Annotated in this window: 13 protein-coding genes; all 13 read left to right on the forward strand. The window is 32.4% G+C overall.

Annotated features, from left to right (window positions below; translation table 11 throughout):
- Window positions 1–3 precede the first annotated feature (3 nt).
- The 13 genes from fabZ to cls all read left to right on the forward strand — a co-directional run bounded on the left by fabZ (window position 4) and on the right by cls (window position 14,124).
- Window positions 4–471 (forward strand): 3-hydroxyacyl-ACP dehydratase FabZ, encoded by a 468-nt coding sequence (gene fabZ / locus IGJ90_RS01965; RefSeq protein ID WP_195805054.1) that lies wholly within the window; start codon window positions 4–6, stop codon window positions 469–471.
- Window positions 472–491: 20 nt separating this feature from the next.
- On the forward strand, window positions 492–1,688 hold the full coding sequence (locus tag IGJ90_RS01970; protein WP_241408333.1) for a beta-ketoacyl-[acyl-carrier-protein] synthase family protein: 1,197 nt from the start codon (window positions 492–494) through the stop codon (window positions 1,686–1,688).
- Window positions 1,678–3,294, forward strand: a complete 1,617-nt coding sequence (locus IGJ90_RS01975; RefSeq protein WP_438767484.1) for an amino acid adenylation domain-containing protein — start codon at window positions 1,678–1,680, stop codon at window positions 3,292–3,294. Before IGJ90_RS01970 ends, IGJ90_RS01975 begins: the two co-directional genes overlap by 11 nt.
- Entirely contained in the window at window positions 3,285–4,790 is a 1,506-nt protein-coding gene (locus tag IGJ90_RS01980) for a condensation domain-containing protein (RefSeq protein ID WP_438768301.1), read from the forward strand. The genes IGJ90_RS01975 and IGJ90_RS01980 overlap by 10 nt, the downstream gene beginning before the upstream one ends.
- Window positions 4,791–4,891: 101 nt before the next feature.
- Window positions 4,892–5,122: a hypothetical protein gene (locus tag IGJ90_RS01985; protein ID WP_438767486.1), complete on the forward strand. Its 231-nt coding sequence runs from the start codon at window positions 4,892–4,894 to the stop codon at window positions 5,120–5,122.
- Window positions 5,123–5,124: 2 nt separating this feature from the next.
- Window positions 5,125–5,739: an acetyl-CoA carboxylase carboxyltransferase subunit beta gene (locus tag IGJ90_RS01990; protein ID WP_438767488.1), complete on the forward strand. Its 615-nt coding sequence runs from the start codon at window positions 5,125–5,127 to the stop codon at window positions 5,737–5,739.
- Window positions 5,732–6,514 (forward strand): carboxyl transferase domain-containing protein, encoded by a 783-nt coding sequence (locus tag IGJ90_RS01995; protein WP_438767490.1) that lies wholly within the window; start codon window positions 5,732–5,734, stop codon window positions 6,512–6,514. Before IGJ90_RS01990 ends, IGJ90_RS01995 begins: the two co-directional genes overlap by 8 nt.
- A gap of 23 nt (window positions 6,515–6,537) precedes the next feature.
- Window positions 6,538–6,873 (forward strand): aspartate 1-decarboxylase, encoded by a 336-nt coding sequence (panD, locus tag IGJ90_RS02000; RefSeq protein WP_438767492.1) that lies wholly within the window; start codon window positions 6,538–6,540, stop codon window positions 6,871–6,873.
- Between the two features lie 1,190 nt (window positions 6,874–8,063).
- On the forward strand, window positions 8,064–10,043 hold the full coding sequence (locus tag IGJ90_RS02005; protein WP_080001630.1) for a sensor histidine kinase: 1,980 nt from the start codon (window positions 8,064–8,066) through the stop codon (window positions 10,041–10,043).
- Window positions 10,024–10,632: a response regulator transcription factor gene (locus IGJ90_RS02010; RefSeq protein WP_002366128.1), complete on the forward strand. Its 609-nt coding sequence runs from the start codon at window positions 10,024–10,026 to the stop codon at window positions 10,630–10,632. The genes IGJ90_RS02005 and IGJ90_RS02010 overlap by 20 nt, the downstream gene beginning before the upstream one ends.
- A gap of 499 nt (window positions 10,633–11,131) precedes the next feature.
- Window positions 11,132–12,007 carry an aldo/keto reductase gene (locus IGJ90_RS02015; protein WP_438768303.1) on the forward strand — a complete coding sequence of 292 codons (876 nt, stop codon included), beginning with the start codon at window positions 11,132–11,134 and terminating at the stop codon, window positions 12,005–12,007.
- A 22-nt stretch (window positions 12,008–12,029) separates the two neighbouring features.
- Window positions 12,030–12,512 (forward strand): VOC family protein, encoded by a 483-nt coding sequence (locus IGJ90_RS02020; RefSeq protein ID WP_438767495.1) that lies wholly within the window; start codon window positions 12,030–12,032, stop codon window positions 12,510–12,512.
- 166 nt (window positions 12,513–12,678) lie between these two features.
- Complete coding sequence (cls, locus tag IGJ90_RS02025) at window positions 12,679–14,124, forward strand: cardiolipin synthase (RefSeq protein WP_002361214.1); 1,446 nt, start codon at window positions 12,679–12,681, stop codon at window positions 14,122–14,124.
- Window positions 14,125–14,237: the final 113 nt, after the last annotated feature.

A 14,237-nucleotide genomic window follows, 5' to 3' on the forward strand; every position in this document is an offset into this window, starting at 1 on the left:
CAAATGAAAGGAAGTTTAGGGGGAAGGATAACTTTGAATCAATTTATTACAGAAGTCTTACCACATCGAAGACCGTTTTTATTTGTAGATGAAATAATTGAGCAAGAGTATGAGAAGATAGTTATTGGTAAGAAAACTATTAAGGAAGACGAATTTTGGGTTGAGGGACATTTTCCAGGAAATCCAGTATTTCCAGGAGTACTAATTTTAGAGACAATGGCTCAGGTTGGTGGGTTCTTATTTTTTGAAAGAAAACAGCAGCAGACTGCTAAGAGATCAACATTCTCCTATCTTACACGAGTAGATAATTTGAAACTTAAGCGCAAGGTAATTGTTAATGATGAAATAATTATAATTGCGAAGCTAATCAGCAAAGAAAAGCATCTGGCAAAAGTATTTGTACAAGCGAAAGTTAAAGATAAAAAAGTAGCTGAGGCAATAATTGGATATGCTTTTTTAGATGTGCTTTAAAGAAAATAATGAATGGAGGAGTGAATTTGAAGAATAAAGTGGTTATTACTGGTATAGGAATAAATTGCTGTTTAGGAAAAAATAAGCAAATGATTATTGATGAGCTTAGAAAAGAAAATTATTTTAAGATGACATCATTAGCTGAGTTTGATGACCTTGGGGAAATGTATTGTGGTATCAATCACAATGTAGAAAAGGAAGAAGTAAAGACGATTTTCTCAATGGATAAATCTGAAAAAATGGCTCTTCATGCTATGAAAGAAGCTCTAGAGCATGCAAATTTAGTCTTAGATAATAATCTACGTCTTGCTGTATCTTTGGCAACATCGATTATGGGATCTGATTACTTAGAAAATTATGTAAAAGAAACAGAAAATTTATATTGGATTCTAAATAGTAAGGCTTGTCTTAGACGTGTTATTCAAACTATGGGAATTAGTGCGCCAATGTATACAACTAGCTCCGCCTGTGCTTCTGGAACAGCTGGCTTCGGGATTGCTGTGGACTTAATTGAATCAGGTGAGCGAGATGTCGTTATTTGTTGTGGAACAGATCATATTTCTGCTATTTCAATATATGGATTTAAATCCTTAGATGCTCTAAGCTTATCTCTTGCTAAGCCCTTTAGTGAGGAACGAGATGGGATTAACTTAGGGGAAGGGTGTTGTGTTTTAATTTTAGAAAATCAAACGTATGCGCAGAATAGAGGAGCAACCTCTTATGGAGAAGTAGTTGGTTATGGATTATCTAATGATGCCTATCATATGACAAGCCCGATACCGGATGGAACGGGGGCTTTATCTGCAATGATGCAAACGACTGAAAACAAGAATATTTCGAAAGACAATAGTTTATATATTAATGCTCATGGCACCGGAACGAAAGCTAATGACGTGATGGAGAGTAAGGCGATAGCTTCTTTTCTGTCAGAAACTGAATTAAAGTGTCATATATCTTCTACAAAATCTATGACAGGTCATTGTTTAGGAGCTGCTGGGGCAGTAGAGTTGGGACTTTCTTTGATTTATCAAATGAGTGAACTTAAGCCGATAACAGCAAACTCTGATGAAAGACTTTTAACAGAATTGTCTTCAATGAATGACCAAGGTTTCAACTATAAATATACATTGTCAAATTCTTTTGCCTTCGGTGGTAGCAACGCAAGTATTTTGATAAAAAATCTTCCAACAAAACAGGAGCAGTCAAATGAATACTAAATCTGTTTTGGAGAATTACAATTTATTCTTAGAATTTGAAAAACAAGCAAAGTTATTTCCTAAAAAAGTTGTTATACAAAATAGTGGTAATGGGATTACAAATGAAGAGTTAACTGGACATGTCCAACAGATTGCCAGTGGATTGTGTGCTAAAGGATTAAAAAAAGGGGATGTAGTAGGTGTGATGCTTGAAAAAGGCGATTACTATCCTGCTGTTCTTTTGGCTTGTTTAAAGCTCGGATTAGTATTTTTACCGTTGGATGCTACGCATCCAGTTAATCGAATTAAGCAAATTGTAAATGTTTCAAAGGTGAGATTGATTGTTTCAAATAAAATTTTAAACAATGATTACATAGATTCCCTTATATATAGTTGCGAAGTGCTTTGTGCACTGCGAGATAAATCAATTCTTATGCCAACGGTACAAATTGAGCAAGCGGATCCAGCTTATATTATTTATACCTCTGGAACAACTGGATATCCTAAAGGTATTATTGGTAATCATGCTGGGTTACATAATCTTGTTGAAGGAATGAGGAAAGTAATAAATCAAACAGATATTGAGACGGTAGGGGTATTTGCACCGACGATATTTGATCCATCCATAGCACAAATATTTTTTTCGCTATTAACAAGTAACAAACTGATATTTATTCAAGAAAAATTAAAACAAAATCCACTTAATTTACTTGAATTTATAAAGATAAACAAAGTGGACATCATTGATATAACGCCATGCTATCTACAGTTGGTTTTGGATAGTTTACGTTTTAGCACGTACTCATCTTTTTGTTTACCTACAATTATTAGTTGTGGAGAACCTTTACCACTTAAATTAGTAGATAACTTATATTCTTTTGATTCTATGAAGAATACAAGAATTTTCAATTTTTATGGACCAAGCGAGTGTTCTGTTTATTCGACAGTATTGGCTATCGACAAAAAAAAAGCTAAAAATATAGAAAAAATGTCTATTGGATACCCTTTAAGTGGTGTTAATATAGTTATTCTTAATGAGAAGGCAGAAGAATGTGATTGTTTAGTTGAAGGTGAAATATGTATCTATGGGAAAAATATGTCAAATGGATATGTCGAAAAAGAACTTAGTGGACAGTATTTCGTTACTCACCCAATGTATCCTGATAGTCTCTTGTATAAAACTGGAGACAGAGGTTATAAAACAAAAGATGGCATGGTTTATTATATAGGAAGAAAAGATGATCAAATAAAAATACGAGGTTTTAGGATAGAGTTGAAAGAAATTGAATTAAAGTTAGAGGAAGTACCCCGAATTGATAGAGCGGTTGTTTTAAAAATTAATGATATTGGAAAGGACAAGTTGATAGCTTTTTATTTATCTAAGCAAAGAATATCAGAAAATAGAATACATAAGTACTTGAAAGAAAAGTTACCCGATTATATGATTCCGGATCATTATGTATCTGTTGAAGAGTTTCCATTAAATACAAATGGCAAAATTATAAAGAAAGAACTTGTTAATTTTTACAATAAAATTAAGATAGATTATAAAGATGAAATCGTTTTACATGAAAGGAGACAAAAAAATTATTACAAGAAGTATCTTCAAACTTTTCAATTGATTTAGCATATGTAGATGAAGACTTCTCTAGCCAAGGGATTAATTCTTTAGATATGTATCGACTGTTGATGTATCTTCAAGCGGTATATGAAATAGATATACCTTTTGAATGTTTAGCAGAATACAATTCGGTAAAATCATTTTTGAATGATATAGATGATCAAATCAATAAAAAAAGTTCTAAAGAAATTTCTTTGAAAGTAACTGGTGCACCTGAGGAAGTAACAGCACTTCCATTTCAAAAATTCTTGTTAGAACTTGAAAAAAAGGAATTGAAGAAAAATCAGTTGCCAAATATTTCATCATATAATATGGTATTCAGTATTCGATTTAACAAATACATTGATCCTTCGATATTTAAAAGAGGCATTGAAAGGATTTTACAAAGACATGCTATATTTTCTTACTATTTTGAAAAAGATAATGTCAATAACAAGGTAAAGCTATTACGAAGTAAGCAGATAGCAAGTGGTTATTTAGAAATTCATGACTGTAAGTGTCTGAAGGATATACATTTGTTCAGTTATCTACAAGCTTTTTTTGATTTAAATACCCCATGTCTATATCAATTTTTGTTGTTTGAAGATACGAATGAGCAGCAAATGCTTGTATTGAATATTCACCATTGTATTTTTGATTATTATTCTTTGCATATTTTTTTATATGAGCTTTTTAACAGCGTGGAAAATACAATTATTTCTGAGGATACTGGTTACGTAAATTATATAGAAAGTCGTTCAAATCAAAAAAATCAACAAAGTATTGATTACTTGCTTGAATATTACAAAAATAGAAAAAAAGCTGTTCGTTTGATTGGTGATTTAGAAGATCAAAAAATAAAAGTATATAGCAATCACTTCTATAAAGAATACTCATTTTCATTTGGAGAAGAACTTTTGACAAAAGTCAAGAGAGCTTGTAAAGGAATGAGCTGTACAGAATATATGCTATTGTTTTCTGCGTTTGCGTTATTGATTTATCAGTACACTGGGAGAAAAGATTTTTCTGTGGGGACATTTCTTCCGGGACGTAAGGGAACACAGCATTATCGTTCTATTGGTTTGATGACTGAAATGCATGGTATTCGATTCAAATTGAGCAAACAGCAACAAATTAAAGAATTTGTCAAAGAGGTGAAAGAAAATATACTCAATCACTATCCACATCAACAAATTAGTATGCAAGAAATTTTTCAATGTATGCCCTTTGACGAACTAGTAAAAGGTACACTGTTTGATATAGTATTCAACTACATGTCTTATCAGAAAATCGTAGTTGATGAATACGAATGTACAATTAGAGACCATTCAGGGATAGCAGAGGGTCTACCCTTAGTATTTGTTATTTCACAATATGATAATGAACTAATTATTACTATTAAATATAACTATAAAATGTATTCATCCCAGTATATTGAACAGTTAGTATCAGATTATGCCGTTATTTTGAAGAAAACATTGATCAATGGGAATTTAATGGTAGTTGATTTACAGCGAGAGTGAGAATCAAAGACAAACATAATTTTTAAGAATAGACCACGTAACAAGTTTTTCTGACTATACAAAGAATTTTTAGTTTAAGAATTACAAAGTGAGGGACAAATATGGTAAAAAAAATCTGTTTGGATGATTGTGTAGAAAATAGTGTACCAGAAGAAGTTATCTGTTTTGAATGTAAAAAAAAATCTTTGAAAAGAATATTATTAGAGCAGTACTATATTTGTGCTAATTGTGGAAAGCATTTGAAAATTGATCCATATATACGAATTAAGCTATTAACAGATTTAAATAACTTTGTTGAATTGTTTGACGATGTTCGAGAAAAAAATCAGTAAAGATGGCTGAATATCAAATTAAATTGAATAAGGCAAGAGAAAAATCCGAATTCCAAGAAGCTGTTGTAACTGGAACTGCAAGAATAGATGGGAAGAAATTAGCCTTAGCAATAATGGATGTTGATTTTTTAATGGGTACACTAGGATACGTTGTTGGAGAAAAGCTTGCGTTGATAACTGAATATGCGACGAGATACAATATGCCCTTGGTTATTTTTTCCTGTTCGGGAGGTGCAAGAGTTCAGGAAGGAATAACTTCTTTGATGCAGATGGAGAAGGTATCTATGTTATTAAATTTACATGATAAAAAGGGCTTATTGTATATTTCTGTTTTACTTAACCCGACTGCAGGAGGTGTAGCTGCTAGTTTTGCTATGCTCGGAGATATTAATATTGCAGAGCCAGGTGCGATGATTGGGTTTACTGGAAGAAGAGTAATTGAACAAACTATAAGAAAAGAGCTTCCTGCAAACTTTCAGACTGCAGAATTTCAAATGGAGAGAGGATTTTTAGATGCTATTATTCCGAGAACAGAGTTGAGGAGATTTTTAAACGAAATGATTTGCTCCTGTTTAGCAAATACAAATAGCAAAGTAGATGAGACGGAAGATGATTAACAAAAATAATTGGAAAAAGATTGAAGCGGTGAGAGAAATTGATCGTCCAAATGCGGAAGATTTCATTTGTCATTGTTTTGATTATTTTACTGAATTGAAAGGTGATCGAACATATAGAGATGACCAGGCTGTTATAGGTGGAATTGGTCGTATTAATGAGCAGTTTTTCACTATTGTGGGAATTCGTAGAGGAAAAAATATAAAGGAAAATGTATCTTACAATTTTGGAATGCCTCATCCAGAAGGGGACAGAAAATCATTACGTTTGATTAGGCAAGCGGAGAAATTTAAACGACCAGTAATTTGCTTAGTTGATACTCCTGGTGCAAGCTGTGATAGTGATTCAGAGGAAAGAGGGATATCAGAAGCAATTGCACGTAACTTATTTGAACTTTCTTCTGTGGGAGTACCAGTATTGTCAATAATTATTGGTTCTGGAAATAGTGGAGGTGCGCTAGCTTTAGCAATAGCAAATGAAGTTTGGATTGCAGAGGATGCTTATTATTCTGTAATATCACCAGAAGGTTTTGCTTCTATCGTTTGGAAAGACAGCGAGCTAAAGAAAAAAGCAAGTGAAATAATGGAAGTATTTCCAAAACAATTATATGATTTGGAAATAGTTGAAAAAATTATTCCTATATTTTCAGATGGGGAGAGAAATTCTTCCAATTTTGCTTACTTAAGAGAAAAACTAATATTATTTGCTAATGAATATCTTTCTTTATCTGAGCAAGAAATTATAAATCACCGCTACTTGCGTTATCGAAAATTTTAAATACAATTACGGGGGGATATTTAATGTTCAAAGAAATCTTAAATGGGAAGATTCATAGAGCTACTGTGACAGATGCAAACTTATCTTATATTGGAAGTATTACAATCGCTAAAGATTTGATGGAATTAGCTAACATTGAAATTAATGAAAAAGTACAGATTGTAAATAATAATAATGGTGAACGATTTGAGACATATACGATTGAGGGGAGAAGTGGTTCTGGCGTTATTTGTCTGAATGGAGCAGCTGCGAGAAAGGTTCAAATCGGAGATGAAATTATTATTTTATCATATTGCATGCTTGAAAAAAACGAAATAATTACTCATACACCTAACATTGTCTTTTTAAATAAAAAATGAAGTTATAGAAAAATAATAGACGAATAGTCTTTTCAAAGTTTTATCTATTTTTTAGACATAAAACTAAAAAAGATTATTTGTCAACTAATTAGTATTAAATTAATTAGTAATAAGCCTCAGTGTGTGTTAATATGTATAGTATAAATAAGACTTAGATTGAATTGCTAAGATGAATTAGAAATAGAATAATAGTAGAACTTAGCTTACTATGTATTCCTGTTTTATGATTTAGCTTGCAGAACGTTAGTGAGATTCTGGTCATTTTTTAGGTTCACTACTTTTATCACTTAGATATTAGGATGATGATTTTTGAATAAGTTCGGTCTGATCTCTACTTCAAGTAAGAATAATTATCTTAGTTGAAGTAGAGAATGTTATTATAATTTGATGTAAGCGTTTTTTGGTGTAGAAGATTGGTCAATATGCTAAGTATTTAAAAAATATGTTATATCCGATTATTTTCTTGTAGTTTTTCTTACAATACATATTGCGTTTAGGATCAAATCTCTCCATGGACTTGGTTAGACTTAACTAATTAATGGTGGAGATAACGAGTACTTTGTTTGACTATAGGTGTGTTTCCGTATTCAGAGTTACTTAATTGATTTAGTCGTTAATAAAAATCAGCATATTTCGCTAACTTGGTTTTATCGGAAAAACGGTTAAAGAATCAACTTTTTTATTTGAATTGCGCCAATTTGATTATTTTAAAATGACACTTCTTTTAGCTCTGACAACGTTGGATTGTCTGTCATAAAGTGAATATCTAATTTCTCGGAACCTAACATCTAAACCAAAAAAAGTCCCTTGTGAAGGGCTCTTATCATTATTTACTCGGAATTTGCATAGGTACTGTAAGATACCTCGAAATTGCGTTGCTTAACGACAGCTTTGCTCGAATTCATTGAGTTTCTCTCATTAGGATAGCCGCCTAATCTCTACTAGAGGTGGACTCGGCTAATTTGTTGGAGGCTATACCAATGATCTAGGCAAACTTTTTATCGCAGACTAGCTACAAGGAGAGCTAACATCTTCTCGTAAGTTTTTTCTAAGACTTGTTATTCAGGAATGTTACACAGTATCTAAGTAAAAACCGTTATTTTTATTTAAAAAATTGGGGGATAGCCCATAAGATAGAATGAAGGGATAAGCATTCTCTCAAAATATATATTACGAGGAGAAAGTACTTGGTGGATAAGCGAAAGAAAGTTGGAATTGGTTTGAAATGGTTGGTTACCATATCATATATTGTTATTTACTCAGCATTTATGGAAAAAGAAATGAGCTTCCTAAGTTTACTATGCAGTATATATATCATTTTTTTAGGAAGTTTTGTCTATATAAAGCTCCCCCAAAAACTATATTCATTATCTTTTTTTTCATTAACTTTCTATTTGGGTTGGACAGTGTTATTGGTTTACTCGGATATATGGGTTCTAAAGCTAGTAGGACTATTTCTTTTATGTTGCCATCCATTAACCCTTTATCTGTTTTTGTATTCCTTTATACATATAGATGATAAGAAAAAACTTAATAAAAATCGTATTCTTCTATGTTGTGTTTCACTATACAGCTATTTGGCTCTGTTACTTGATTTTTATGTAGGGCCTACTTTGATCTTGTTAATGATTTCGTCAATTACTGTCAATTCTTTAACAATTATTAAAGAAAAGAAATTTTTTTTTAGTGCACTAAAATATAAAGTTTTGATTACTTCATTACTACTTTCTTTTGTACTACTTATCTTATTTTATTTTATATGCCTGCTTTTCCCAGAGTTATCTTTTTATGATTGGGATAAAACTACCATACTAGTTACTATTTTACCAACTGGTGTAGTTTATATTCTCGTTAAGGAAAGAGAGATTATATTATCTGAAAAATTTCTGTTAGCGTTTTGTATCTTAGTATATAGTGCATTTTTCTTCTTAATTCTAGAAGTAATTGGTATTGTTCTCTGGAAAAGTTTCATTTTGACTATTCTTTTCGCCCTAGTATGTTATTTGACTCATCTATCAATAAATGCAATACGTTCAAATAAAGTAAAACAATTAAAAAATAATTTTAGGAATTTAAATAACGAAAAGTTAGAAGTACTAGATCAAGTTACATACTCGCAATTTCTCAATAATGTATCTGAATTATTGCTCGATAAATTAGAAGAATTAACTGCGAGCCAAAGACTAGCTGTATTTGTTGAATCAAAAGAAGGGTGTTATTTGCTATGTCAAAAAGGCGAAGCAGTTTTTAATTCACTAAAAAAAGAGATTCATTTACTAAAAAAACAAAAACAAAAAATTAAGTTTCGAAAAAAAGAATATACCTGTATACCCATAATAATCTCTGGATATACAGTTTGGATTTTCTTTGAAAACAATGACAATGATATTGATTTGAAATCTATACATAAAACTGTAGAACAACATGGAACCTTGATAATTACCGTAAGATTACTTCACTTAAATAGCAAAAGTTATGTGAAAGATCCAATAGAGGTCTGTCAATTGTTAAGAATCAAGCTATTTAATAGTATGGAGATTGAGAAGAAAAATTACGCTAATTATCTTCACGATAACATACTCCAGTCTGTTATTGGACTTCATACTTTAATATCAAATTTGTCAGGAGATGTCATGGTTATGGATTTAATTAATGAGGAGTTTTCAAAATTAGTTAGTTCCATACGTTCTGAAATCTTTAACACGTATCCATCAACGCTTTACCATCTTACTTTTAAAGAAAACTTACAAATATTAATTGATGATTTTAACAAAAAATATCCGAAGACAGAGTTTATATTGGATTATAGTATTGAGAAAATAATACCACAGCATGTTATTGCTCCACTATATCGGATCGTGAAAGAGTTAAATGAAAATATTGGAAAACATGCAGATGCTGAAATAGGAAAAGTAACAGTTGAAATAGACAACGCTGAGATTCAGTTGATAGTAGAAGACGACGGAGTAGGGGTTGGCAATATTTTAGAGTTTGAAAAATCGTTAATTCAGACGAATGATCACATCGGCCTACTTTCGATAAAAAATGACATTAATTGGTTGAATGGTTCATTTAAGATGTTGTCTTTACCAGGTCCAAATAGCGGTACGAAAGTTTGGGTCACTATTCCTTGTATGAAGGGAGAGCAATATGAAAATATTACTAGTTGATGACCATAAATTGATTGGAAAAAGTCTCGAGATGACTTTAAAAAACTATGCAGATGTTAAAGAGTTTAGATATATTTCAGATCCAATCACGGTTTTTGAAATGATTGAAACATATCGACCATCGATAATTTTGATGGATATTCACATGGGTATGTTCAATGGCTTGGAATTGGGAGAAGAAGTGTTGAGAAAAACAAAAACAAAATTAGTTTTTTTATCTGGATTTGATTTAGCAGAGTATAGAGATAAAGCAATTGGTATCGGAGCTAATGGCTTTTTAGACAAACATATAGCGGTTGACTCTTTGATTGAGAATTTGAAAAAAATCAGCTATGAAGACAAAAAAATATTTCCTCAAACAAGTAGACATGATTTAAAGCATAACCTAATTACTCCTAGAGAAAAAGAAGTATTAAGAATTTTATCGCAAGGAGTAAAACAATCAGCAATAGCTTCCAAAATGAATATTACTGAGCGAACTCTTCGTAACTATGTTTATTCCATCAATGAAAAATTAGGAACAAATTCTGCAATTGCTTCAGTTGTTAAAGCAATTGAATTGGGTATTATAAATGTACGCCTTCAATAATAAATTTTGTCGGAAGAAATAGAATTTAGTGTGTTATATTCTTATAACAAATTTATTATTGTAATTTCAGATTATCTGTTAGAAGTAGATATTCAGAGAATTACAACTTTAAATTGTACTAATGTAGTAACTTCTTTTTTTATTTTTGAAAGCAAAGTCATTTTTAGCAATTATAGCTCCCTAGTTAGCGAAGCTGAAAGGTTCTTCTTTTTTGGATATTAAAAGAAGCCTATGGAAAGTTCCTCGAGGTAGGGATAGATTTTAACTATATGAAAAATTAATCAATGGAACTTCATTGAAGCTACCAAAATCAGTTAGTAACTTTATTGCTGATACCTGAAAAACTAATAAAAAACTAGTATATTTTGTTTCTGGCAGTTCAGGTAATAAAAAAAGTTAAAAATTTTTCAGGCTAAAAAAGCGAATTTACCAAAAAGCGCACTTTTTGGTTCCTATGAAACGAAAAAGTACGTACTATACAGCATGTACGGCACGGTATATGATGATATCAGAAAACGTTAAAGGAGCGAATCAAATGATTACATCACTAGCAGATACAGTAACATTAAACAACGACACTAAAATTCCAGGAATGGGTCTCGGGGTATTCCAAATACCAGATGAAGAGACAGCAAAAGTGGTCGAAGAAGGGATTATCAATGGTTATCGTTTAATCGATACAGCGCAAATCTATGGTAATGAATCTGGCACAGGAGCGGGAATTAAAGCAGGCTTAGCGGCAACTGGTTTGAACCGTGAGGACTTATTTGTTACCTCGAAAGTTTGGAACGCGCATATTTCCTATGATGAAACAATTCAAGCTTTCAATGATAGTTTGGAACGTTTAGGTTTAGATTATTTAGATTTGTATTTAATTCATTGGCCAGGAAATAATTCTTACAAAGAATCATGGCAAGCTTTAGAAACTTTATACGCCGAAGGAAAAGTGAAAGCAATTGGTGTCAGCAACTTCCAAGTTCATCATTTAGAAGATTTACTTTCTTATGCAAAAGTTGTTCCGGTAATTAACCAAGTGGAACTACATCCAAAATTGGATCAAAAAGAAGTGCGTAATTTCTGTGAAAAACATGATATCAAAGTCCAAGCTTGGTCACCATTGATGCAAGGCCAATTATTATCTAATGAAACCATTTTGGCGATTGCTGAGAACCATAATAAATCAGCAGCCCAAGTGATTTTACGTTGGGATATTCAACAAGATATCTTATTAGCCGTGAAATCTGTCCACAAAGAACGGATGATTAGCAATGCAGCGGTCTTTGATTTTGAACTAAGTGCAGAAGAAATGGCACAAATCAACCAATTGAATGAATCGTTACGTGTGGGACCAGATCCAGACACGTTTGATTTCTAAAAATTAACTAGGAGGAGATACAATGAGTGAAGCAGTTAAAGGTTTTTCAGTAGTCAACCACGTGGGGATTACAGTCAGTAATTTGGATGAATCAGTGAAGTTTTATGAAGCATTAACAGGAACAAAAATCGCAAATCGTGATGAAATTGGTGGAAAACGGATGGCCCAAACACAAGGGTTAGATGATACATTAATCAAGTATGCCAATGTGCATCTAGAAAACATCAATATTGATTTATTAGAATATGTTAAACCAAAATCAGAAAAAGCTTCTTATTCCAACGAACAAATTAGTGCAATGCATATGTGTTTCGAAGTGGAAGATATTGATGCAGCTATTGCACGTTTAAGAGCGATTGGCGTAGAACCTGATGGAGAGCCGATTACATTCCAAGAAGAAGATGGCTTGAAGAGCGGTTTTGGTACAGGGGTTGCTTACTTTACCGATCCAGATGGTACAAATTTAGAATTGATTGCTCCTAAAGGTCCATTTACACGAAATTAAGTTAAAAGACTTTCAAACAAACATCAAAAAGACCCCCTCATTCTAGTTACTGGTACTAGAATGAGGGGGTCTTTTTATTTTTTGAGACAGAAGCAGCTAAAGAAAAGATATTCCAAATCCGTAATTGATGGTATACTAAAACGTAACAAATAAAGGAGGAAGACAATTGATTCTTAGCGTCTTAACAGTTATTTATTTTATTAATGCAATTATTGCGGGAATTACCATTTTGTTAAAACCTCGAGATGTAGCAGCAATTTGGGCATGGCTACTCGTACTGATTGCTCTACCCGTTTTTGGTTTTTTCTTATATTTATTCTTTGGTCGCGGTTTAACCGACAAAAAGAAATTTTATTTGCAACAAAGTGATTTGCGGGAATTAGAGAATTTTCAGAATTTCCAAGAAGAAAGTTTTGAACTTTATAGTCAAAAGATGCCGACGGAGGAGCAACAACAGTTTACAGACTTTTTTTCCTCGTTAAATAGGATGCCTCTGACTAAGAAAAATGATGTTGAAATTTTTACGGATGGTACGGAAAAATTCAATGCGTTGATGGCGGACATAAAAAAAGCTCAGCACTCCATTCATATTGAATATTATGCCTTTGTAACGGATCATATCGGCACCAAAATTTTGAACTTATTAGAAGAAAAGGCGGCTGAAGGGGTTGAAGTGCGGTTGCTTTACGATGCCTTTGGCTCAAAGGGCACCAAGGTTCATCATTTGAATGAATTGAAAAAAAACGGTGGTTTTGTCCAAACGTTTATTACTTCTCAAAAAGCACTTTTGAAGTTTCGTTTGAATTATCATGATCACCGGAAAATTGTTGTTATTGACGGAAAAGTAGGCTACATTGGCGGCTTTAATGTTGCCGATCAATATGCCGGAACGACTAAAAAGTTTGGCTATTGGCGGGATACACATTTACGGATTCAAGGACCAGCAGCCTCATTACTGCAAATGCGTTTTTTAATGGATTGGAACGTCTCTTCCCCCGAGAAAAATCGTGTGGCGTATCAATTGGATTATTTCTTTAAACTTGAAGCATTGGTGCCAGAGGCAAATACATCCATTCAGATGATTGCCAGTGGTCCTAACAGTGACCGTGAACAAATTAAATTGGCCTTTATTAAATTGATTACTTCTGCCAAGAAAAGAGTCTGGATTCAAACGCCGTATTTAGTTCCTGATGACAGTGTCTTGGCTGCTTTAAAGGTTGCTGCGGCTTCAGGAGTAGATGTTAAAATTATGATTCCAGATAAGCCCGACCATCCGTTTATTTATCGAGCAACACAGTATTACGGCCGCTTATTGATGAAAGAAAATATTGAAATTTTAATTTATAACGGTGGTTTCTTACATGCGAAAACAATGATTATGGATGATGAAGTCTGCACAGTTGGTTCAGCCAATCAAGATATCCGAAGTTACAAATTAAACTTTGAAGCAAATGCTGTGTTATATGATAAAAAAATCATTGATCAATTAGAAGCAATTTTCTTAGAAGATCGAAAAAAATGTACAACAATGACTCCAGAAGTTGTTCGCGACATGTCAAAATGGTTGATTTTTAAACAACAAATTTCACGATTATTTTCACCAATTCTTTAAAACTGTTTTTCACAAAATGACGAACTTCTGATCCGAAGTTCGTCATTTTTCTTCGGGAATTTTATAAAAGTATAGAAAATCACAAAAAAAGTCAAAAAAATTTAAAAGAATAT

This window comes from Enterococcus sp. AZ129 (assembly GCF_051714505.1).
Taxonomy (GTDB): Bacteria; Bacillota; Bacilli; order Lactobacillales; family Enterococcaceae; genus Enterococcus; species Enterococcus faecalis.